Source organism: Streptomyces yongxingensis, from assembly GCF_055597465.1.
In genome coordinates this window covers 2,941,961-2,963,943 of sequence record NZ_CM145717.1, presented here as the reverse complement: position 1 = coordinate 2,963,943, position 21,983 = coordinate 2,941,961, and the positions used below count along the sequence as shown (strand labels likewise).

Genomic DNA, 21,983 nt, shown 5'->3' with positions numbered 1-21,983 from the left:
TGCCGATGACGGCGGGAGGGGCAGCGTGAGGCGCATGACGGCACGACCGGCGAACGCGCATCAGGCGCGATTGCTTCGCCTGCTGCGCGACGGCGGCCCCAACTCCCGTGCTCAGCTCGGCGATCAGATCGACCTGTCGCGTTCGAAGCTGGCCGTGGAGATCGACCGGCTGCTGGAGACCGGACTGGTGGTCGCGGACGGGCTGGCGGCCTCGCGGGGTGGCCGGCGTTCGCACAACATCCGGCTCGCGCCCGGGCTGCGGCTGCTCGGCGTGGACATCGGCGCCACCTCCGTGGACGTCGCCGTGACCAATGCCGAACTGGAGATCCTCGGCCACCTCAACCAGCCCATGGATGTGCGCGAGGGGCCCGTGGCGGTCTTCGAGCAGGTGCTGGACATGGCCGCCAAGCTCCGGGCGTCCGGCGTGGCCGAGGGGTTCGACGGGGCGGGCATCGGAGTGCCCGGCCCCGTGCGGTTCCCCGAGGGCGTGCCCGTGGCGCCGCCGATCATGCCGGGGTGGGACGGCTTCCCGGTACGGGAGGCGCTCAGCCAGGAGCTCGGCTGCCCGGTCATGGTCGACAACGATGTGAACCTCATGGCGATGGGGGAGCAGCACGCGGGAGTCGCCCGTTCCGTCAAGGACTTCCTCTGCGTGAAGATCGGCACCGGTATCGGCTGCGGGATCGTCGTCGGCGGTGAGGTCCACCGCGGGACGACGGGCAGCGCGGGCGACATCGGCCACATCCAGGCCGAACCCGACGGCCGCCCCTGCGCCTGCGGCAACCACGGCTGTCTGGAGGCGTACTTCGGCGGCGCGGCGCTGGCCCGCGACGCCGAGGCGGCCGCCCGCGACGGCAGGTCCGCCGAACTCGCCGCCCGGCTGGAGGAGGTGGGCAGCCTCGCCGCCACGGACGTCGCCGCCGCGGCGTCCGCGGGCGACGCGACCGCGCTCGACCTCATCAGGGAGGGCGGCACCCGTACGGGCCAGGTCATCGCCGGGCTCGTCAGCTTCTTCAACCCCGGACTGGTGGTCATCGGCGGCGGTGTCACCGGGCTCGGCCATACGCTGCTCGCCGCCATACGGACCCAGGTCTACCGCCAGTCCCTGCCCCTGGCCACCGGCAACCTCCCCATCGTGCTGGGCGAACTCGGCCCGGTCGCCGGGGTCACCGGCGCGGCCCGCCTGATCAGTGACCACCTCTTCTCACCGGCATGACCGCCTGATCGCCACCACCGCATGACCGCCTGACCCCGCCCGGCCCCGGCCGGGCCGTACCCCGGCACAGCGCAGCAGCACCACGGCATCAGCACCGCACCGCCCCTCGGCGTACGCCACGTCGAGGCACGAGCCGCACCACCGAGCCGCACCACCGGCACCACCGAGCCGCACACCACCCGGCGCCCCACACCCACCGGGGCCGCGCCGCTACCCCGTCGCGCCCCGCCACCCCACCACCACATCACCGCCCCGCCGCGCACCCGTACGCCCAAACGTCCCGTACGCCCAAACGTCCCGCACGCCCCAGCGACCCGCACCGCATCGAGCGATCCGCCGCATCGAGCGACCGCACCGCATCGAGCGATCCGCCGAGGAGGCCCGCCATGGCACCGGCACCACCCGACCCGCGCCCACTCCTCACCATGTCCGCGATCACCAAGTCCTTCCCCGGCGTACGGGCCCTGGACGGCGTCGACCTCGACGTCGAAGCGGGCGAGGTGCACTGTCTGCTCGGCCAGAACGGCGCGGGCAAGTCCACCCTCATCAAAGTGGTCGCCGGGGCGCATCAGCCCGACAGCGGCGAGATCCTCTGGCGCGGCGAACCGGTCACCCTCAAATCGCCCATCGCCGCCATGCGCCTCGGGATCGCCACCATCTACCAGGAACTCGACCTGGTGGAGGGGCTGTCCGTCGCCGAGAACGTCTTCCTCGGCCATGAGATGGCCACCGGCGGCTTCGTCCGCTCCCGCGCGGCCCGCACCGCCACCGCCGCCCTCCTCACCCGGCTCGGGCACCCCGAGATCGACCCGGCGCGGCTGGTGGGGGACCTCTCCGCGGCCGGGCAGCAGATCGTCTCGATGGCCCGCGCGCTCTCCCACGACGTCCGGCTGATCGTGATGGACGAGCCGTCCGCGGCCCTCGACCCCGACGAGGTGGACAACCTCTTCCGCATCGTCGGGGATCTCACCGCCGCCGGGGTCGCCGTCGTGTACATCTCGCACCGGCTGGAGGAGATCCGCCGGATCGGCGACCGCGTCACCGTGCTCAAGGACGGCCGCGCCGCGGCCCGCGGGCTGCCCGCGCGCACCACCCCGACCCGCGAGGTCGTGGCCCTGATGACGGGCCGGGACGTGGAGTACGCGTTCCCGCGCCGCACCGCGGCGCCCCCGCTCGCCACCACCACGCCCGTGCTGCGGCTGGAGAACCTCGGCAGGGAGGGGGAGTTCGAGCCGATCGACCTCGAGGTGGCGCCCGGCGAGATCGTCGGGCTCGCGGGCCTCGTCGGCTCCGGGCGGTCCGAGATCCTGGAGACCGTCTACGGCGCTCGCCGCCCCACCTCGGGCCGGGTCCTGGTGGACGGCCGCCCGCTGCGCCCCGGCAGCGTGACCGCCGCCGTGCGCGCCGGGCTCGGCCTCGCCCCCGAGGAGCGCAAGGCGCAGGCGCTGCTGATGCTGGAGTCCGTCACCCGCAATGTCTCGGTCTCCTCGCTGACCCGCTTCTCCCGCGCCGGATGGGTGGACCGCGGCGCGGAGCGGGCGGCGGCCCGCCGCTGCGTCCGCGATCTGTCGCTGCACCCCGACGACCCGGAGCGGCCGGTGCGCACCCTGTCCGGCGGCAATCAGCAGAAGGCCGTACTGGCCCGCTGGCTGCTGCGCGGCTGCCGGGTGCTGCTGCTGGACGAGCCGACGCGCGGGGTGGACGTCGGCGCCCGCGCCGAGCTGTACGCCGTGATCCGCCGACTCGCCGACGACGGCATGGCCGTTCTCCTCGTCTCCAGCGAACTGCCCGAAGTCCTGGGCCTCGCCGACCGGGTGCTGGTGCTCCGCGAGGGGCGCGTCGTCCATACGGCGCCCGCGCGGGAGCTGGACGAGCACCGCGTCCTCGATCTCGTCATGGAAGGGAGCCCGTCGTGAATTCACCCGGGAGCAGGCCGGCGTCCCCGCCCCCGGCCGACCCCGCCCCGGTACCGGGCGCGGGCGCCACGCTGACGGCCGGCCCGGTCGGCAAGCCGCCGGCCGGCCGCACCGACACCGATCCGCTGAGCAGGCTGCGGCGCCTGGCCGACCTGCGCAACCTCTCCCTCGTCGGGGTGCTGGCGGTGCTGGTCGCCGTCGGCGGCTTCACCAAGCCCGATGAGTTCCTCAGCACCGACAACCTCCAGCTCGTGCTCACCCAGGCGTCCGTCATCGGCGTCGTCACCGTCGGCGTGACCTTCGTCATCACCAGCGGCGGCATCGATCTGTCGGTCGGCGCGATCGTCGCGCTGGCCTCGGTGTGGGCCACCACGGTGGCCACCCAGGACTACGGGCTCGGCGGCATCCTGCTGTGCGCGGTCCTGGTGGGGCTCGGCTGCGGACTGGTCAACGGGGTGCTCATCGCGTACGGCGGGATGGTCCCGTTCATCGCCACCCTCGCGATGCTCGCCTCCGCCCGCGGCCTGGCCCTCCATATCAGCGACGGCAAGACCCAGGTCGTCACCGTCAACCAGGTCCTGGACCTCGGGCTCCCGGACGCCTACGTCCTCGGCATACCGCCGCTGGTGATGATCTTCGCCGCCGTCACCGTGGTGGGCTGGCTGGTGTTCAACCGCACCACCTTCGGCCGGCGCACGGTCGCCATCGGCGGCAACGCGGAGGCGGCCCGGCTCGCGGGCATCGACGTCCGGCGGCAGCGGCTGCTGCTGTATCTGCTCTCCGGACTGTGCTGCGGTGTCGCCGCCTTCATGCTGGTCGTCCTCACCGGCTCGGGCCAGAACACCAACGGCAACCTCTACGAACTCGACGCCATCGCCGCCGCGATCATCGGCGGCACGCTGCTCAGCGGCGGCCGCGGCACCATCACCGGCTCCGTCCTCGGCGTCCTCGTCTTCACCACCATCACCAATCTGTTCGCCCTGAACAACCTTCAGAGCGATGTCCAGCAGATCGCGAAGGGCGCGATCATCGTCGCCGCCGTCCTGGTACAGAAGGGTCGTTCGACGCCATGAGGTATGCCAAGAGCTCCTCCTCCGCCACCAGCCGCAGAAACCTCCTCCTGGGCACCGCCGCGGCGGGCGCGCTGTTCGCCGCCGGGTGCACCAGCAACGAGAACAACGACGACGGCGACAATGCCAAGCAGGCCGCGAACACGGCCGATGACAAGCCCGGTAAGGCGGTCACCATCGGCTTCGCCGGGCCCCAGGCCGACCACGGCTGGCTCAACGCCATCAACGAGCAGGCCAAGCGGCGCGCCAAGGAGTACAAGGACGTCCACCTGGAGGCCACCGAGGGCTCCAACGACACCGCCCAGCAGATCGGCCAGATCGAGACCCTCATCAACAAGAAGGTCGACGTCCTGGTCATCCTGCCCGCCGACGGCAAGGCGCTGACCCAGGTCGGGCTGAAGGCGATGCGGGCGGGCATCCCGGTGGTCAACCTCGACCGGATCTTCGCCTCGCCGCAGGCGTACCGCTGCTGGATCGGCGGCGACAACTACGGCATGGGCCTCAACGCCGGGCGCTACATCGGCGAGCAGCTCAAGGGCAAGAAGAACGCCAAGGTCATCGAGTTGGCGGGGATCGACAACCTGGAGCTGACCCGGCAGCGCACCGAGGGCTTCAACGACGCCCTGAAGAACTACCCCAACATCAAGAAGGTCGGCCGCCAGGCCGCGGAGTTCACGGTCGAGTCGGGCCAGGCGAAGATGGCCCAGCTGCTCCAGGCCCACTCCGACTTCGACGCCCTGTGGAACCACGACGACGACCAGGGCGTGGGCGCCGAGCGCGCCATCAAGCAGGCCGGGCGCGATGACTTCCTCATGGTCGGCGGCGCGGGCGCCAAGCACGCCATGGACGCCATCAAGGCCGACAACAGCGTGTTGAAGGCCACCGTGCTCTACCCGCCCACCATGGCCGCATCCGCCATCGACCTCGCCCGCGCGCTCGGCCAGGGCAAGGGCGTCGGCGGTCTCGCGGAGCTGGAGATCCCGGCCTCCCTCACCCTCTACTCCGCCGTCGTCACCAAGGACAACGTGGACGAATACCTCCCCACGGGATTCAGCTGAGCCCGATTGAGGGCCAGACCCCCCACCTCGCGTCGGTTTGCGATCGTCAGAAGGAGTCCCATGGAAAATCCTGAAGCGAAGACACTCGGCGTCGGCATGGTCGGCTACGCCTTCATGGGCGCCGCCCACTCCCAGGGCTGGCGTACCGTCGGCCGTGTCTTCGACCTCCCCGCCCGCCCCGCGATGTCCGCCGTCTGCGGGCGCGACGCGGACGCCGTACGGGCCGCCGCGGACCGGCACGGCTGGGCCGCCGCCGAAACCGACTGGCGGGCGCTGATCGCCCGGGACGATGTGCAGTTGGTCGACGTCTGCACCCCCGGCGACAGCCATGCCGAGATCGCCATCGCGGCCCTGGAGGCGGGCAAGCACGTGCTGTGCGAGAAGCCGCTCGCCAACTCCGTGTCCGAGGCGGAGGCCATGGTGGAGGCGGCCCGGCGGGCGCGGGAGCGCGGCCAGGCGGCGATGGTGGGCTTCAACTACCGCCGCGCGCCCGCGATCGCGTACGCCCGCCGGATGGTGGCGGACGGGCGGATCGGCGTGCTGCGGCACGTGCGGGTCACCTATCTCCAGGACTGGATCGTCGACCCGGAGTTCCCCCTGGTGTGGCGGCTGCGGCGGGAGTACGCGGGCTCCGGCGCCCTCGGCGACCTGGGCTCGCACATCGTCGACCTGGCGCAGCATCTGGCGGGGGAGCGGCTGATCGGCGTCTCGGCGCTCACCGAGACCTTCATCCGGGAGCGGCCGCTGCCCGCCGGCGCGGTGGCCGGGCTCGGCGGCTCCGGGACGGGCGGGGCGGCGCGCGGGCCGGTGACGGTCGATGACGCGGCGCTGTTCACCGGGCGGTTCAGCTCCGGTGCGGTGGCCTCGTTCGAGGCCAGCCGGTTCGCCGCGGGCCGTAAGAACTCGCTCAGGATCGAGCTCAACGGCGATCACGGTTCGCTCGCCTTCGATCTGGAGCGGCTCAATGAGCTGTCCTTCCACGACCACACCGAGCCCGCCGCCGACTCCGGCTTCCGCCGGATCCTGGTGACCGAGCCCGAGCACCCCTACCTCGAGGGGTGGTGGCCGCCGGGCCACGCCCTCGGCTATGAGCACACCTTCGTCCACCAGGCGCGGGACATGGTGTTCGCGATCGCCGACGGAACCGGCCCCGAGCCGTCCTTCGAGGACGGGCTGCAGGTGCAGCGGGTGCTGGCCGCCGTGGAGGAGAGCGCGGAGAAGAACTGCGTCTACACCCCCGTACCCGTCTGAGGAGGAGGCCGGAATGCCCAGACCCTTCACGCTCTTCACCGGCCAGTGGGCCGACCTTCCCCTGGAGGAGGTCTGCCGGCTGGCCCGTGACTTCGGCTACGACGGCCTGGAACTCGCCTGCTGGGGCGACCACTTCGAGGTGGACCGGGCGCTCGGCGAGCCCGGCTACCTGGACGGGCGGCGCGAGCTGCTGGAGAAGTACGGCCTCAGCTGCTGGGCCATCTCTAACCACCTGGTCGGCCAGGCCGTGTGCGACTCGCCCATCGACGAGCGCCACAAGGCCATCGTGCCCGCCCGGATCTGGGGCGACGGCGACGCGGAGGGCGTCCGGCGGCGGGCCGCCGCCGAGATGGCCGACACCGCACGCGCCGCGGCCGCCTTCGGGGTCCGCACCGTCATCGGCTTCACCGGCTCCTCCATCTGGCATCTGGTGGCGATGTTCCCGCCGGTGGTGCCGGGGATGATCGAGCGGGGCTACGAGGACTTCGCCGAGCGCTGGAACCCGATCCTCGACGTCTTCGACGCCGAGGGCGTGCGCTTCGCCCACGAGGTGCACCCCAGTGAGATCGCCTATGACTACTGGACCACCCACCAGGCCCTGGAGGCCGTGAACCACCGCCCCGCCTTCGGGCTCAACTTCGACCCCAGCCACTTCGTCTGGCAGGACCTGGACCCCGTGGGCTTCCTGTGGGACTTCCGGGACCGGATCTACCACGTGGACTGCAAGGAGGCCCGGAAGCGGCTGGACGGCCGCAACGGCCGCCTCGGCTCCCATCTGCCCTGGGGCGACCCCCGCCGCGGCTGGGACTTCGTCTCCGCCGGCCATGGCGATGTGCCGTGGGAGGACGTGTTCCGGATGCTGCGCTCGATCGGATACGACGGTCCGGTCTCGGTCGAGTGGGAGGACGCCGGGATGGACCGGCTCACCGGCGCCCCGGAGGCGCTGGCCCGGCTGAAGCACTTCGACTTCGACCCGCCGACGGCGTCGTTCGACGCGGCGTTCGGCGGCGGGGACAAGTAGCCCGGCTCCGGCCGGGGTCCAGCGGGGCTCCGGCCGGCCGGGCTCCGGCCCGGCTCCGGCCCGGCCCGTCCGGGCATCGAGGACCCGCCCCAAGGGCCCCTGGGTGGGGGACCGCACATCGCGCCCTCATCCGGCTTTGTCCTGCTCGTGGATGAAGCAGGGCCCGTTGTGTGTCAAAGGGGTTTCCGGACCGGACAAACCCCGCTACGGTCCTTGAGATGTACCGGTCACATGGGGCCCCTCGCCCCGGACCGGTCATCCCGGCGCGACGGCGCGCGCCTGTGCCAGTCACGGCGGCCTGACGGCCCGCCCGTACCCCCCTCTTTCCACGGAGGATCAGCGTGCACAGGAAAAGGCTTCGACTGCGCGGGCCCCTCGCGCTCGTCACGAGCGCACTGCTCGTCGGCGCGGGGCTCGCCTTCACCGCTCCGCCGGCGGGCGCGGATCAACCCGCTGCGGCCGCCGATCAGTTCCAGCAGGTCACCCTCGCCAAGGGCGTGGAGGAGACCGGCGAGCCCATGACGCTCGCTGTACTCCCCGACCGCTCCGTGCTGCACACCTCGCGCGACGGCACCCTGTGGCTGACCGATGCCACGGGCGAGACCAAGGTGTCCGGCAAGCTGCCGGTCTACTCGCACGACGAAGAAGGGCTCCAGGGCGTCGGCATCGACCCCGGCTTCGCCGACAACCGCGCCATCTACCTCTACTACGCGCCCCCGCTCGACACCCCCGCCGGCGACGCCCCCAACGAGGGCACGGCCGCCGACTTCGCCAAGTTCGACGGCGTCAACCGGCTCTCCCGCTTCACCCTCAACGAAGACGGCACCCTGAACACCGGCAGCGAGAAGAAGGTCCTGGACGTCCCCGCGTCCCGCGGCATCTGCTGCCACGTGGGCGGCGACATCGACTTCGACGCCGACGGCAACCTGTACCTGTCCACCGGCGACGACACCAACCCGTTCGCCTCCGACGGCTTCACCCCCATCGACGAGCGGGAGAACCGCAACCCCGCCTATGACGCCCGGCGCTCCGCGGGCAACAGCAACGACCTGCGCGGCAAGATCCTCCGGATCAAGGTGGCCGACGACGGCTCGTACACCATCCCGGACGGCAACCTCTTCGGGCCGGGCACCGAGAAGACCCGGCCCGAGATCTACGCGATGGGCTTCCGCAACCCCTTCCGGATCAGTGTCGACAAGCCGACCGGCACGGTCTACGTCGGCGACTACGGACCGGACGCCGGCGCCGCCAACCCCGAGCGCGGACCGGGTGGCGCCGTCGAGTTCGCCCGGGTGACCAAGCCCGGCAACTACGGCTGGCCGTACTGCATCGCCGACAACAAGCCGTACCGCGACTACGACTTCGCCACCGGCACCTCCGGCCCGGCCTTCGACTGCGCCGCGCCGAAGAACACCTCGCGGTACAACACCGGGCTCACCGATCTGCCGCCCGCCCAGCCCGCCTGGATCCCGTACGACAACGACTCCGTGCCCGAGTTCGGCTCCGGCTCCGAGTCGCCGATGGCCGGGCCGGTCTACCGCTACGACGCCTCGCTCGACTCCCCGGTGAAGTTCCCGGAAGCCTACGACGGGAACTTCTTCGCGGGGGAGTTCGGCCGCCAGTGGATCAAGCGGATCGAGCAGGGCGCCGACGGGGCCGTGCAGAAGATCAACGACTTCCCGTGGTCCGGCACCCAGGTCATGGACTCGGCCTTCGGCCCGGACGGCGCGCTGTACGTCCTCGACTACGGCCTCGGCTACTTCAACGGTGACGAGCACTCCGCGCTCTACCGGATCGAGAACGCCACCGACGGCCACTCGCCCATCGCCGAGGCGAGCGCCGACCGCACCTCCGGCAAGGCGCCCATGAAGGTCGCCTTCTCCTCGGCGGGCACCTCGGACGCCGACGGCGACACCCTCACCTACCACTGGGACTTCGGCGACGGCACGACATCCGCCGCCACCAACCCCACCCACACGTACAAGAAGAACGGCACCTTCACCGCGACCCTCACCGTCAAGGACCCCACCGGCCGCACCGCCAGCGCCAATGTGCACCTGACGGTCGGCAACACCGCGCCCAAGGTGACGCTGCAACTGCCCGCCGACGGACAGCTCTTCAGCTTCGGCGACGAGGTGCCGTTCAAGGTCAAGGTGACCGACCCGGAGGACGGGACCGTCGACTGCGCCAAGGTCAAGGTCACCTACATCCTCGGCCATGACAGCCACGGCCACCCCGTCACCTCGGCGAACGGTTGCTCCGGCACCATCAAGACCAACGCGGACGGCGAGCACGACCCCAACGCCAACATCTTCGGGGTCTTCGACGCCGAGTACACCGACGGCGGCGGGGGCGGCCAGCCGCCGCTGACCACCCACGACCAGTCCATCGTCCAGCCCAAGCACCGGCAGGCCGAACACTACGACGACAGCCAGGGCGTCTCGGTGATCAACCACACCCCGGCCAACGGCGGCAAGACGGTCGGCGACATCGAGAACGGGGACTGGATCTCCTTCGCCCCGTATGTGCTGGGCAACGCCAAGGACTTCACCGCACGGGTCTCCTCGGCGGGCGCCGGCGGCACGCTGGAGATCCGCAGCGGCTCCCCGACCGGGCGGCTGCTCGGCACCGTCACCGTGCCGGTGACCGGTGACTGGGAGACCTTCCAGGACGTCAAGACGACGCTGACGAAGCCGCCGACCGGTACCACCACGCTGTCCCTCGTCTTCAAGGGCGGTGCGGGAGCGCTCTTCGACGTGGACGACTTCACGATCGGCACCGGCTGACGACCGGAGCCGGGGCGGCGGCCGTGCGCGGCCGCCGCCCCGGCCCGGGAGGAAGGAGCACGACGGTTATGCACCCGCACACCTCTCCGCACTCCAGACCCGACTCCGGCTCGGGCGCCCCTTCCGGGCGCGGGCCCGAACCCGCGTCCGGGCGCCGCTCCGGATCGCGTGGGGCGCGCCTTGCCGCCGTCGGGGCCACGCTGCTGCTCGCCCTGACGGCCCTGCCCGCCGCCGCGTCCGGGGCCGCCACCTCCGGCGCCGCCGACGACCGGGTCCTGGTCTTCTCCAAGACGGCCGGCTTCCGCCATGACTCGATCCCCGACGGCATCGCCGCCATCGAGGAACTCGGCACGCAAAGCGGCTTCGCCGTCGACGCCACCGAGGACGGCGCCGCCTTCACCCCCGACAACCTCGCCCGCTACGACGCCGTCGTCTTCCTCTCCACGACCGGCGATGTCCTGGACAGCGCCCAGCAGTCGGCGTTCGAAGGCTATGTGCGGGCGGGCGGCGGCTACGTCGGCGTCCACGCGGCGGCCGACACCGAATACGACTGGCCCTTCTACGAGGGCCTGGCCGGGGCGTACTTCCAGTCCCACCCCGCGATCCAGCGGGCCACCGTGGACGTCGAGGACCGGGCCAACCCCGCGACCGCGCATCTGCCGCCGACGTGGGAGCGGACGGATGAGTGGTACAACTACCGCACCAACCCGAGGGAGCGGGTGCGGGTCCTCGCCACGCTCGACGAATCCTCGTACCAGGGCGGCGCGATGGGCGAGGACCACCCCATCTCGTGGTGCCAGCAGTACCGGGGCGGCCGCGCCTTCTACACCGGCTTCGGCCACACCAAGGAGTCCTACGCCGACCCCGCCTTCCGGCAGCACCTGCTCGGCGGCATCCGCTACGCCACCGGCGCCGCACACGCCGACTGCCGCCCCGAGCGGGGCTACCGCCCGCTCTTCGACGGCACCTCGACGGACGGCTGGAAGCAGGCGGGCCCCGGGAACTTCACCCTCGACGCCGCGTCCGGGACCCTCACCTCGACGGGCGGCATGGGGATGCTCTGGTACCAGGCGCGCGAGCTGGGCTCGTACTCGCTCAAGCTGGACTGGAAGATGGCGGGCGACGACAACTCCGGCGTCTTCGTGGGCTTCCCGGCCTCCGACGACCCCTGGTCGGCGGTCGACAATGGCTACGAGGTGCAGATCGACGCCACGGACACCCCCGATCACACCACCGGCTCGGTCTACGGCTTCCAGTCCGCGGACCTCGCCAAGCGGGACGCGGCGCTGAACCCGCCGGGGGAGTGGAACACCTACGAGATCCGTGTGCAGGGCGAGCGGCTGCGGATCTGGCTCAACGGCGTGAAGATCAACGACTTCACCAACCGGGACCCCGCGCGCAGCCTGCGGCAGGGCTATGTCGGCATCCAGAACCACGGGGAGGGCGACGAGGTCTCCTTCCGCGACATCCGCGTCAAGGACCTGCCGGCGAAGGGCGGCGGCCACCACCAGCACCACCACGACGGCTAGGCGCCCCCGGTCCGCCGTCCCGACGGCCCGAGGGGAGCCGTGGGGACGGCGTGGCGGCGGGCAGGAGTACGCCGCCTCCTCCCGCCGCCACCCCAACCACCTGTCCGACGCCGGAACACGGACGGTCCCGGGCCACCCGCCCGACGGCTCCGGCCGCCCCGCCCCGGCCCCGACTCCCGGGCGCGGGGCGGCCTCGGCCGCGCTCGCCCGACCACGACACCCCTACGCCACGACCGAACCGGCGCCGCACACACCCACCCCCGCCGCCGACACGGATCCGCGGCACCCCGCACCACCCGCGCAACCCACGCCCAGCCCCCGGGAGGCAGCCAGTGACCACCCGTCCCGACGACATCACCCCACTCCGCGACGCACCCCGTACGGGGGTCTGGCTCATCGGCGCTCGCGGTTCCGTCGCCACTACCGCCGTGGCGGGCTGTGCCGCCGTCGCCGGGGGGTTGCAGCCGGCGACCGGAATGGTCACCGAGACCGCGGCGTTCGCGGACAGCGGCCTGCCCGCGCTCGCCGACCTCGTCTTCGGCGGTCATGACACCGCCGCCACCCCGCTGCCCAAACGGGCCGAGGCGCTGGCCGCCGACGGGGTGCTGCCGCATGGGCTGCCCGCTGCCGTACGCGGCGAACTCGCCGCCGCCGACGCGGCCGTCCGACCGGGCGGGCCACAGCCCGGCGACGGCCGTGGCGAGGAGGAGCTGATCGCGGCGTTCGCGGCCGACCTCACCGAATTCCTCCGTACGCACAAGCTGGCCCGCGCCGTCGTCGTCAACGTCGCCTCCACCGAAGCGGCTCCGGAGGACGCCGGGACGCTGCCGCCCAGCTCTCTCTACGCGGCCGCCGCGCTGCGCGCCGGATGCCCGTACGTCAACTTCACGCCCTCCACCGGGCTCCACCACCCCCGGGTGCGCGAGCGGGCCGAGCGCTCCGGGCTGCCGTACGCGGGGCGCGACGGCAAGACCGGGCAGACGCTGCTGCGGTCGGTCCTCGCGCCGATGTTCGCCCAGCGGGCGCTGGCCGTACGGAGCTGGTCGGGGACGAACCTCCTCGGCGGCGGCGACGGCGCCGCCCTCGCCGACCCGGGCGCCGCGGCGGCCAAGAACGCGGGGAAGGCGCGGGTCCTCTCCGACACGCTCGGCGAACTCCCCGACGGCGAGCTGCACATCGACAACGTGCCCGCGCTCGGTGACTGGAAGACCGCCTGGGACCACGTCTCCTTCGAGGGCTTCCTCGGCTCGCGGATGGTCCTGCAGACCATCTGGCAGGGCTGCGACTCGGCCCTCGCCGCGCCGCTCGTCCTCGATCTGGCCCGGCTGACCGCCCGCGCCCATGAGGTCGGTCTCACCGGGCCGCTCCCCGAACTCGGCTTCTACTTCAAGGACCCGGACGGCGGCCCGGCCGCCCTCGCCGACCAGTACGCGGCGCTCATCGGCTTCGCCGGGCGGCTGCGGGGCCGGTCGTGACGGGCGAGGCGGGGGACCGGGGGCCCCTCGGGACGTGGGGGGACTGGGCCGAACTGCTCAGGGTGTCGGCCCTGTTCACGGTGGTCGGTGACGCACTGGCGGGCGCGGCCGCCGCCCGGCGCGGCCCCAACCGGGGCACGGCGCTCGCGGTCTGCACATCGCTGTGCCTGTACGAGGCGGGCATGGCGCTCAACGACTGGGCGGACCGGGACATCGACGCCGTGGAACGCCCCGGCCGCCCGCTGCCGTCGGGCCGTATCGCCCCGGCCGCGGCGCTGACCGCCGCGACGGGGCTGACCGCCGCCGGGCTGCTCTGCGCCGCCGCAGCGGGTCCCCCGGCCCTCGCCACGGCGACGGCCCTGGCGGGCACGGTGTGGGCGTACGACCTCGGGCTGAAGAACACGCTCGCGGGCCCGCCCACCATGGCCGCCGCCCGCGCGCTGGACCTCCTCCTCGGCGCCACGGCCTCCGCCGGGCACATACGCCCGGCCCTCCGCCCGGCCGCCCTCCTGGGCGCCCACACCCTCGCGGTGACCACGGTCTCCCGCCGCGAGGCGACCGGCGGCTCCTCGACGGTCCCTCTCGGCGCTCTGGCGGTGGCCACCGGCATCGCCTGGGCCGCGACCCGGCGCCCGGCCCCCGCCCCTGAGACGGGCCACCGTGCGCCGGTCGCGGCTGTGGATGTGGCCACCACGCCGGGCGTGCCTACGTCGGGGCGCGGTCGCGCTGGGGGTGGGGCCGTTGGCCGGACGCTCACCGGCATGTGGAGCCGGAACATCGGGGCCATCGCCCTGCCCGGCGCGGCGGCCGGCCGCTTCGCGGGGGTCGCCCTCGCGGGCGGGTACCTGGCCACGGTCGCCCGGCCGTTGGCGCATGCCGCGCTCAACCCGTCCCCGTACCTCCTCCAGCGTGCCGTCGGCAGCGGCATCCGCGCGATGATCCCGCTTCAGGCCGTGCTCGCCTCCCGCGCCGGGGCGCACCGTACGGCGGCGGGGCTGCTCGCGCTGATGCCCGTCGCCCGCCGGCTGTCGAGAAAGGTCAGCGCGACATGAGCCGCACCGGCGACCCCAGCCGCCCCATCCCCGAACCCCTCCGCTTCGCCTACGGCACCAACGGCCTGACCGACCTCCGCCTGAGCGACGCCCTCGCACTCCTCGCCGACCTCGGCTACGACGGCGTCTCGCTGACGCTCGACCACATGCACCTCGACCCGCTCGCGCCGGGCCTCGCCGCCCGCACCCGCCGCGTCGCCCGTGACCTCGAGCGGCTCGGCCTCGGCGTCGCGATCGAGACCGGTGCCCGGTACGTGCTCGACGCCCGGCGCAAGCACCACCCCACCCTGCTCGACCCGGACCCCGGGGCCCGCGGCGCCCGGGTCGATCTGCTGCTGCGGGCCGTGCGGGTGGCGGCCGACCTCGGGGCCCCGGCCGTGCACTGCTTCAGCGGGGTGCTGCCGCCCGGTGAGTCCGCGGAGACGGCGTGGCGGCGGCTGGCGGACGCCCTCGGCCCGGTGGTCGTGGCCGCCGGGGCGGTGGGCGTCTCCCTCGCGATCGAGCCGGAGCCGGGACACCTCCTCGGCGACCTCGCCGGTTTCCACCGGCTGCGCGCGGCGCTCGGCGATCCGGCCGCCCTCGGCCTCACCCTCGACATCGGCCACTGCCAGTGCCTGGAACCCGACCCGCCCGCCGAGTGCGTCCGCGCGGCGGCGCCCTGGGTGCGGCATGTGCAGATCGAGGACATGCGGCGCGGGGTGCACGAGCATCTGCCGTTCGGCGAGGGGGAGATCGACTTCCCGCCGGTGCTGGAGGCGCTGCGCGCCGCGGGGTACCGGGGGCTCGTCGGCGTCGAGCTGCCCCGCCACTCCCACGCCGGTCCCGAACTGGCCCGCGCCTCCCTGCGGTTCCTCAAGGACGCCGAACGGGCCGCGAGCGAGGGAGGCGTCCGATGCTGACCGTGACCGAGCTCCGCGCCGCCGTGGAGCAACGCCTGGACGAGGCAGGACGCGCCTGGCTGGACAGCGCCCTGACGGACGCGGCGAAAACCGGGCCGCGCCCGGACGCTGCCGGCCCCGCCCGCTGGGAGCTGGACTTCGCCTCCGCGGGCCGCCACGTCCGCTCCCCCCAACCCGCCACCGACGACCTCATCCCGCACGACCTCCCCGACGCCGCCCGCATCCTCATCCTCCACGCCGCGCGCGCGGACGCGGGTACCGTCGCGAGGCTGTACGCGCACGGCACGGGCGCCGAGCGCCGGGCCGTTCTGCGGGCGCTTCCGCATCTCGGGCTGTTCGCCGGGCCCGACGCCGTGCCGCTCGTCGAGGACGCCCTGCGGACCAACGACACCCGGCTCGTGGCCGCCGCCGTCGGGCCGTATGCCGCCCGGCACCTCTCGCCGCACAGTTGGCGGCAGGCCGTGCTCAAGTGCCTGTTCACGGGGGTGCCCCTCACCGCCGTCGCCGACTGGGAGCGGCGGGCGCGCGGGGACGGCGAGCTGGGCCGGATGCTCGGCGACTACGCCCGTGAGCGCACCGCCGCCGGACGGCCCGTGCCCGGCGATCTCGACCGCGTCCTGGCCCTGACCCGCGCCCTGCCCGGCGCGCCCCGCGCCCTGACCCGCGAGGAGTCCTGATGCGCATCTTCGATCCCCACATCCATATGACCTCCCGCACCACCGACGACTACGAGGCCATGTACGCCGCGGGGGTGCGCGCCCTCGTCGAGCCGTCCTTCTGGCTCGGGCAGCCCCGCACCTCGCCCGCCAGCTTCTACGACTACTTCGACTCCCTCCTCGGCTGGGAGCCCTTCCGGGCCGCCCAGCACGGGATCGCCCACCACTGCACCCTCGCCCTCAACCCCAAGGAGGCCAACGACCCGCGCTGCACCCCCGTCCTGGACGAGCTGCCGCGCTATCTCGTCAAGGACGGCGTCGTGGCCGTGGGCGAGATCGGCTACGACTCGATGACACCCGCCGAGGACGCCGCCCTCGCCGCCCAGTTGCAGCTCGCCGCCGACCACGGCCTGCCCGCCCTCGTCCACACCCCGCACCGGGACAAGCTGGCCGGACTGCGCCGCACCCTCGACGTGGTCGGGGAGTCCGCGCTGCCCCCGGACCGCGTCCTCGTCGACCACCTCAACGAGACCACCGTCAAGGAGGCCAAGGACAGCGGCTGCTGGCTGGGCTTCTCGGTCTACCCCGACACCAAGATGGACGAGGAGCGGATGGTCGCGATCCTGCGCGCGTACGGGCCCGAGAAGGTCCTGGTCAACTCCGCCGCCGACTGGGGGAGGAGCGACCCGCTCAAGACCCGTAAGGTCGGCGACCTGATGCGCGCCGAGGGCTTCACCGAGGACGACGTCGACCTGGTGCTGTGGCGCAACCCGGTCGCGTTCTACGGGCTCAGCGGCCGCCTGGACCTGGACCTCGACGCCGAGGAGACCGCGGCCACCGCCACCCACGAGGGCAACTCCATCCTGCGCGGCGGCGCCCCGGCCGCCGCGCCGACGCAGCGGTGAGGAGGACCCCATGCGCTTCCGCCACCCCGACGGCTCCACCGTCCACCTCGCCTACTGCACCAACGTCCACCCCGCCGAAAACCTCGACGGCGTCGTGGAGCAGCTCCGGCTGCACTGCGAACCGGTCCGCCGCCGCCTCGGCCGCGACCGGCTCGGCATCGGCCTGTGGCTGGCCCGCGACGCCGCCCGCACCCTGAGCGCCGACCCCGCCGAACTGCGCAGGCTGCGCACCGCGCTGGACACCCGCGGCCTGGAGGTCGTCACCCTCAACGGCTTCCCGTACGAGGGGTTCGGCGCCCAGGAGGTCAAGTACCGCGTCTACAAGCCCGACTGGACCGACCCGGAGCGGCTGGAGCACACCACCCACCTGGCCCGGCTGCTGGCCGCGCTGCTGCCGGAGGACATCACCGACGGCTCCGTCTCCACGCTGCCGCTCGCCTGGCGCGCCCCCTTCGACGCCGACGCCGCCCGTGCCGCCCGCCGCCACCTCACCACCCTCGCCCAGCGGCTCGACGCCATCCAGGAACTCACCGGCCGCTCCGTCCGCATCGGCCTGGAGCCCGAGCCCGGCTGCACGGTCGAGACCACCGCGCAGGCCATCGAGGCGCTCACCGCGCCCGGCGGCCCGCCCCTGGAGCGCATCGGGGTCTGCCTGGACACCTGCCATCTGGCGACGCAGTTCGAGGATCCGCACACGGCCACAGGCGCGCTCACCGCCGCCGGGGTCCCGGTCGTCAAGGCGCAGCTGTCCGCCGCGCTGCACGCCGAGGACCCGGGGCAGCCCGCGGTGCGGGAGGCCCTCGCGGCCTTCGCCGAGCCCCGCTTCCTCCACCAGACCCGCACCCGGGCCCCCGAGGGCGGCGTCACCGGCACCGACGACCTCGACCAGGCGCTTGCCGGCGGGCTGGCGGACACCGCGCCCTGGCGGTCCCACTTCCACGTCCCGCTGCACGCCCCGCCCGAGCCCCCGCTCACCTCCACCCTCCCGGTGCTCGCCGACGCCCTGGCCCGTCTCGTCGGCGGGCCCGCCCCGCTGACCCGCCACCTCGAAGTGGAGACCTACACCTGGCAGGCGCTCCCGCCCGAGCTGCGCCCCCGCACCCGCGACCGGCTCGCCGACGGCATCGCCGCCGAACTCGCCCTCGCCCGCGACCTGCTGACCGACCTCGGCCTCAAGGAGCTGCCGTGAGCGACCTGAGCCACCGGAGCGATACGAGCGCCAGGACCGGCCCCACCCCCCTCCTCGTCCTCGACGTCGTCGGGCTCACCCCCCGGCTGCTGGACCACATGCCCCGCCTCAAGGCCCTCGCCCGCTCCGGCTCCCACGCCGCGCTGGGCACCGTGCTGCCCGCCGTCACCTGCGCCGCCCAGTCGACGTTCCTCACCGGCACCACCCCCGCCGAGCACGGCATCGTCGGCAACGGCTGGTACTTCCGCGAGATGGGCGAGGTGCTGCTGTGGCGGCAGCACAACGGGCTGGTCGGCGGCGACAAGCTGTGGGACGCCGCCCGCCGCGCCCACCCGGGCTACACCGTGGCCAATGTCTGCTGGTGGTACGCGATGGGCTCGGACACCGACATCACCGTCACCCCGCGCCCCGTCTACTACGCCGACGGCCGCAAGGAGCCGGACTGCTACACCCGGCCCCCCGCGCTGCACGACGAACTCACCGCGAAGCTGGGCACCTTCCCGCTCTTCCACTTCTGGGGGCCGGGCGCGGACCTGGTCTCCTCGCAGTGGATCATCGACGCCACCCGCCACATCCTGCGCACCAGCCCCACCGATCTGGTGCTGAGCTACCTCCCGCACCTGGACTACGACCTCCAGCGGTACGGCCCCGACGACCCGCGCGCCCACACCGCCGCCGCCGAGCTCGACACCGCCCTCGGCCCGCTACTCGACGATGCCACCGCCCGTGGCCGCACCGTCGTGGCGCTGTCCGAGTACGGCATCACCCGGGTCTCCCGGCCGGTGGACATCAACCGGGCGCTGCGCCGCGCCGGGCTGCTGGAGGTGCACACCCAGGACGGCATGGAGTATCTGGACCCCGGCGCCTCCCGGGCCTTCGCGGTCGCCGACCACCAGCTCGCCCATGTGTATGTGCGCCGCGCGGAGGACCTGGACGCCACCCGCGCCGCCCTGGCCGGTCTGCCGGGCATCGCCGAACTCCTCGACGACGAGGGCAAGAAGGCCCACGGCCTGGACCACCCCCGCTCCGGGGAGCTGGTCGCGGTGGCCGCGCCGGACGCGTGGTTCACGTACTACTACTGGCTCGACGACGCCCGCGCCCCCGACTTCGCCCAGTTGGTGGAGATCCACCGCAAGCCCGGCTATGACCCGGCCGAGCTGTTCATGGACCCCAAGGACCCCTATGTACGGGTGCGGGCCGCCACCGCGCTGGCCCGCAAGAAGACGGGGATGCGCTACCGCATGGCCGTCGTCCCGCTCGATCCGTCCCCGGTGCGCGGCAGCCACGGCCGCCTCCCGGACCGCGAGGAGGACGGCCCCGTCCTCCTCTGCTCCCAGCCCGGCGCGGTGAGCGGACAGGTGGCCGCCACCGACGTCAAGAACCTGCTCCTCCGCCTCGCCGGTCTGACGAACGCAACCGAAGGAGACACCCCGTGAAGAGGGCCCAGGACAACCCCGAACTCGCCGATACCCTCCGCCGCCGCAGATTCCTCGGCGTCGCCGCGGGCGCCACGGCCGCCGGCCTGCTCGGCACCGGCACCGCCACGGCCGCCCAGACGGGCAGCACCACCGCCGCGTCGGCCCAGAGCGGCCGGGGCGGCCCGCTGGTGCCCCGCGGCCACCTCGGCATCCAGCTCTACACCCTCCGCGACCAGGTGCGGTCCATCGGCTTCGCCGGCGTCTTCGAGGAGCTGGCCCGGTACGGCTACGACCAGGTGGAGTTCGCCGGCTACACCCAGGGCACCGGCGACATCACCCTCAAGCAGCTGGGGCGGCTGATGCGGGACAACGGGCTGCGCGGTATCGGCAGCCACGTCGGCTACTACTCCGACGACCCGAAGGCGTACACCTTCGCCACCAACCTCACCCAGGTGCTCGACGACGCCCAGGCGCTCGGCCTGCCACATGTGGGCACCGCCTCCGGGCCCTGGCGCTACGGCTCCACGGTCGACGGCTGGAAGCGCTGTGCGGAGGAGTTCAACACCTATGGCGCGGCGGCGAAGGCGCGCGGGATGAAGTTCTACCAGCACAACCACGCCGAGGAGTTCTCCTTCGCCACCGACCGGCCGGACGTCCGCCTCTACGACGTGCTGCTCGCCGAGACCGACCCCGAGCTGGTCCACCTGGAGATGGACATCTACTGGGCGTATGTGGCCCAGTACCGCTTCGGAAGGAAGGCCGACGGCTCCCCGGCGCCCTTCGAGCCGCTGGACTACGTCCTGCGGGCCCCGCACCGCTATCCGCTCTTCCACGTCAAGGACGGGGAGCACGACGAAACCGTCCCCGACGGCTACCGGATGGTGGACGTCGGGGACGGTGACATCGACTACCGCCGCTTCCTGAGCGCGGTCGGCAGGACCCATGGCGGGCGCCGTGACCACCACTGGATGGTGGAGCACGACCAGCCCGCCGATTCGCTCACCACCGCCCGCCGCTCCGCCCGCTATCTGCGGTCGTTGCGGTGCGGCGGACGGGGCTGAGCGAGGGTCCCCCGCGGCTGAGCCGGGCCGCCTCGCGGCGGATCTAGACGGCTTCGCGGCTGATCGGCTGCGGGTTCGGGGCGATGCCCCGGATCCGCGGCCGGCCGGGCTGCCGCAGCAGCAGGGCCACCGCGGCCGCCACCATGGAGATGCCTCCGGCGAGCGCGTACGCGCCGTCGTAGCCCCAGGAGTCGACCACCATCGAGCCGAGGCCACCGCCGAACAGCCCGCTGATCAGCTTTCCGCTGTACACCAGGCCGTAGTTGGTGGCGTTGTAGTTCTCCCCGAAGTAGTCCGGGGTCAGCGCCGCGAACATCGGGTAGAAGGCACCGCCGCCGAACCCGGAGAGGAAGGCGAAGAAGAGGAACAGCACCTCGTTGTGGATGTTACCGGCCCAGATCACCCCGAACTGGGCGAGGCCCAGCACCACGATGACGAACACCAGGGTCGTCTTCCGCCCCCACAGGTCCGAGAGCCAGCCGACCACACCGCGTCCGACGCCGTTGACGACGGACATGATGCCCATGGACGAGGCCGCCACCAGCGGGCCGAAGCCCACCTCCTTGGCGTAGTCGACCTGGAAGGAGATCCCGAAGATGGACACTCCCGCGGTGAGCACCAGGGACACCCACATCAGCGGCAGCATCCCGGACTTGATGGCCTCCTTGGGCGTGTACTGCCGCACCGCCGGCGGGTTCTTCGCCAGGCTCGCCGCGCTCTTGGCGTTGCCGGCGTAGTTCAGCGGGTCGATGTCGGCGGGCCACCAGTTCTTCGGCGGGTCCTTGAAGAACCAGGCGCAGACCGCCACGACGATCAGCACATAGACCCCGATGAGGTCCAGGACCTCGTCGAAGTTCCCGGTGTCGAACCAGTAGTTGAAGATGAAGATGAACGGCAGCGCGCCGTAGGCGAACCCTCCGTTGACGAATCCCGTCTTCGCCCCGCGCCGCTCCGGGAACCACTTGCCCACCATGTTGATGCAGGTGGCGTAGACGAACCCGGAACCGAGACCGCCGATGACACCGAAGCCGACGATCGCCGCGAAAACGTTGTCGAGGTGGGAGAGGGCCAGGAAGCCGATCAGGCACAGTCCGGACCCCAGGAACATCGCCTTGCGGGCGGTCAGGATCCCCTTCTCCCGTAGCCATCCGGCCGGGAAGGCGATGCCCGCCTGGAAGAACACCCAGACGCTCAGGATCCAGAAGGTGTTGCTCTGGGTCCAGCCGTGCGCCTCCGAGAGCGTGTCCTCCGCCGAGCCGTACGCGTACTCGGACACGCTGATGGCCATCATCGCGATCCACGGCAGATAGACCATCAGCTTCCGGCTGTGGCCCAGGATGTCGCGGTCGGTCTCGCCGATGCGATACGTACGTCCCTTGCTGTCCTGCACTTCGCGGAAGGGGAGGACCCCTTCCGGTCGTTCTGCTGTGCTCATGTCGTCCCCTTGGATTCGAAGGAACCCGGCCAGCGCCCCCTGTCCA

The 21,983-nt window shown here is 72.7% G+C and carries 17 protein-coding genes; 16 read left to right on the top strand and 1 reads right to left on the bottom strand.

Translation table 11 applies throughout. The annotated features are described in order from the left end of the window. Positions 1–34 precede the first annotated feature (34 nt). From ACZ6TD_RS12405 to ACZ6TD_RS12330, 16 genes are all read left to right on the top strand, one after another. Entirely contained in the window at positions 35–1,216 is a 1,182-nt protein-coding gene (locus ACZ6TD_RS12405; protein WP_471353448.1) for an ROK family transcriptional regulator, read from the top strand. Between the two features lie 386 nt (positions 1,217–1,602). Beyond that, positions 1,603–3,132, top strand: coding sequence for a sugar ABC transporter ATP-binding protein (locus ACZ6TD_RS12400; RefSeq protein ID WP_471353447.1), 1,530 nt, complete (start codon positions 1,603–1,605; stop codon positions 3,130–3,132). A 125-nt stretch (positions 3,133–3,257) separates the two neighbouring features. Continuing rightward, positions 3,258–4,205, top strand: coding sequence for an ABC transporter permease (locus tag ACZ6TD_RS12395; protein ID WP_471357673.1), 948 nt, complete (start codon positions 3,258–3,260; stop codon positions 4,203–4,205). Then, positions 4,202–5,260, top strand: coding sequence for a substrate-binding domain-containing protein (locus ACZ6TD_RS12390; protein WP_471353445.1), 1,059 nt, complete (start codon positions 4,202–4,204; stop codon positions 5,258–5,260). The genes ACZ6TD_RS12395 and ACZ6TD_RS12390 overlap by 4 nt, the downstream gene beginning before the upstream one ends. A 60-nt stretch (positions 5,261–5,320) precedes the next feature. Next, positions 5,321–6,511, top strand: coding sequence for a Gfo/Idh/MocA family protein (locus tag ACZ6TD_RS12385; RefSeq protein WP_471353443.1), 1,191 nt, complete (start codon positions 5,321–5,323; stop codon positions 6,509–6,511). Between the two features lie 13 nt (positions 6,512–6,524). Further along, entirely contained in the window at positions 6,525–7,532 is a 1,008-nt protein-coding gene (locus ACZ6TD_RS12380) for a sugar phosphate isomerase/epimerase family protein (RefSeq protein WP_471353441.1), read from the top strand. A 341-nt stretch (positions 7,533–7,873) separates the two neighbouring features. After that, positions 7,874–10,318: a carbohydrate-binding protein gene (locus ACZ6TD_RS12375; protein WP_471353439.1), complete on the top strand. Its 2,445-nt coding sequence runs from the start codon at positions 7,874–7,876 to the stop codon at positions 10,316–10,318. A 68-nt stretch (positions 10,319–10,386) separates the two neighbouring features. Then, complete coding sequence (locus ACZ6TD_RS12370) at positions 10,387–11,847, top strand: ThuA domain-containing protein (RefSeq protein WP_471353437.1); 1,461 nt, start codon at positions 10,387–10,389, stop codon at positions 11,845–11,847. Between the two features lie 332 nt (positions 11,848–12,179). Beyond that, positions 12,180–13,322, top strand: a complete 1,143-nt coding sequence (locus ACZ6TD_RS12365; RefSeq protein WP_471353436.1) for an inositol-3-phosphate synthase — start codon at positions 12,180–12,182, stop codon at positions 13,320–13,322. Then, positions 13,319–14,374 (top strand): SCO3242 family prenyltransferase, encoded by a 1,056-nt coding sequence (locus ACZ6TD_RS12360; RefSeq protein ID WP_471353434.1) that lies wholly within the window; start codon positions 13,319–13,321, stop codon positions 14,372–14,374. The genes ACZ6TD_RS12365 and ACZ6TD_RS12360 overlap by 4 nt, the downstream gene beginning before the upstream one ends. Next, a complete protein-coding gene (locus ACZ6TD_RS12355) occupies positions 14,371–15,273 on the top strand; it encodes a sugar phosphate isomerase/epimerase family protein (protein ID WP_471353432.1) in 903 nt (300 codons plus the stop codon). The genes ACZ6TD_RS12360 and ACZ6TD_RS12355 overlap by 4 nt, the downstream gene beginning before the upstream one ends. Continuing rightward, on the top strand, positions 15,267–15,950 hold the full coding sequence (locus ACZ6TD_RS12350) for an EboA domain-containing protein (protein WP_471353430.1): 684 nt from the start codon (positions 15,267–15,269) through the stop codon (positions 15,948–15,950). Before ACZ6TD_RS12355 ends, ACZ6TD_RS12350 begins: the two co-directional genes overlap by 7 nt. Further along, positions 15,950–16,834, top strand: a complete 885-nt coding sequence (locus ACZ6TD_RS12345) for a TatD family hydrolase (RefSeq protein ID WP_471353428.1) — start codon at positions 15,950–15,952, stop codon at positions 16,832–16,834. The genes ACZ6TD_RS12350 and ACZ6TD_RS12345 overlap by 1 nt, the downstream gene beginning before the upstream one ends. A gap of 10 nt (positions 16,835–16,844) precedes the next feature. Then, a complete protein-coding gene (eboE, locus tag ACZ6TD_RS12340; RefSeq protein WP_471353426.1) occupies positions 16,845–18,023 on the top strand; it encodes a metabolite traffic protein EboE in 1,179 nt (392 codons plus the stop codon). Next, complete coding sequence (locus ACZ6TD_RS12335; protein ID WP_471353424.1) at positions 18,020–19,459, top strand: nucleotide pyrophosphatase/phosphodiesterase family protein; 1,440 nt, start codon at positions 18,020–18,022, stop codon at positions 19,457–19,459. The genes eboE and ACZ6TD_RS12335 overlap by 4 nt, the downstream gene beginning before the upstream one ends. Continuing rightward, positions 19,456–20,502: a sugar phosphate isomerase/epimerase family protein gene (locus ACZ6TD_RS12330; RefSeq protein ID WP_471353422.1), complete on the top strand. Its 1,047-nt coding sequence runs from the start codon at positions 19,456–19,458 to the stop codon at positions 20,500–20,502. The genes ACZ6TD_RS12335 and ACZ6TD_RS12330 overlap by 4 nt, the downstream gene beginning before the upstream one ends. Positions 20,503–20,545: 43 nt before the next feature. On the opposite strand, the gene ACZ6TD_RS12325 is transcribed toward ACZ6TD_RS12330, so the two are convergent. Beyond that, positions 20,546–21,937, bottom strand: coding sequence for an OFA family MFS transporter (locus ACZ6TD_RS12325; protein ID WP_471353421.1), 1,392 nt, complete (start codon positions 21,935–21,937; stop codon positions 20,546–20,548). Positions 21,938–21,983 lie beyond the last annotated feature (46 nt).

Excerpts from the sequence above, each read along its gene's own strand:
- ACZ6TD_RS12405 (WP_471353448.1), top strand. The coding sequence starts at position 35 with ATGACGGCACGACCGGCGAACGCGCATCAGGCGCGATTGCTTCGCCTG.
- ACZ6TD_RS12400 (WP_471353447.1), top strand. The coding sequence starts at position 1,603 with ATGGCACCGGCACCACCCGACCCGCGCCCACTCCTCACCATGTCCGCG.
- ACZ6TD_RS12390 (WP_471353445.1), top strand. The coding sequence starts at position 4,202 with ATGAGGTATGCCAAGAGCTCCTCCTCCGCCACCAGCCGCAGAAACCTC.
- ACZ6TD_RS12385 (WP_471353443.1), top strand. The coding sequence starts at position 5,321 with ATGGAAAATCCTGAAGCGAAGACACTCGGCGTCGGCATGGTCGGCTAC.
- ACZ6TD_RS12380 (WP_471353441.1), top strand. The coding sequence starts at position 6,525 with ATGCCCAGACCCTTCACGCTCTTCACCGGCCAGTGGGCCGACCTTCCC.
- ACZ6TD_RS12370 (WP_471353437.1), top strand. The coding sequence starts at position 10,387 with ATGCACCCGCACACCTCTCCGCACTCCAGACCCGACTCCGGCTCGGGC.
- ACZ6TD_RS12355 (WP_471353432.1), top strand. The coding sequence starts at position 14,371 with ATGAGCCGCACCGGCGACCCCAGCCGCCCCATCCCCGAACCCCTCCGC.
- ACZ6TD_RS12350 (WP_471353430.1), top strand. The coding sequence starts at position 15,267 with ATGCTGACCGTGACCGAGCTCCGCGCCGCCGTGGAGCAACGCCTGGAC.
- ACZ6TD_RS12345 (WP_471353428.1), top strand. The coding sequence starts at position 15,950 with ATGCGCATCTTCGATCCCCACATCCATATGACCTCCCGCACCACCGAC.
- eboE (WP_471353426.1), top strand. The coding sequence starts at position 16,845 with ATGCGCTTCCGCCACCCCGACGGCTCCACCGTCCACCTCGCCTACTGC.
- ACZ6TD_RS12325 (WP_471353421.1), bottom strand. The coding sequence starts at position 21,937 with ATGAGCACAGCAGAACGACCGGAAGGGGTCCTCCCCTTCCGCGAAGTG.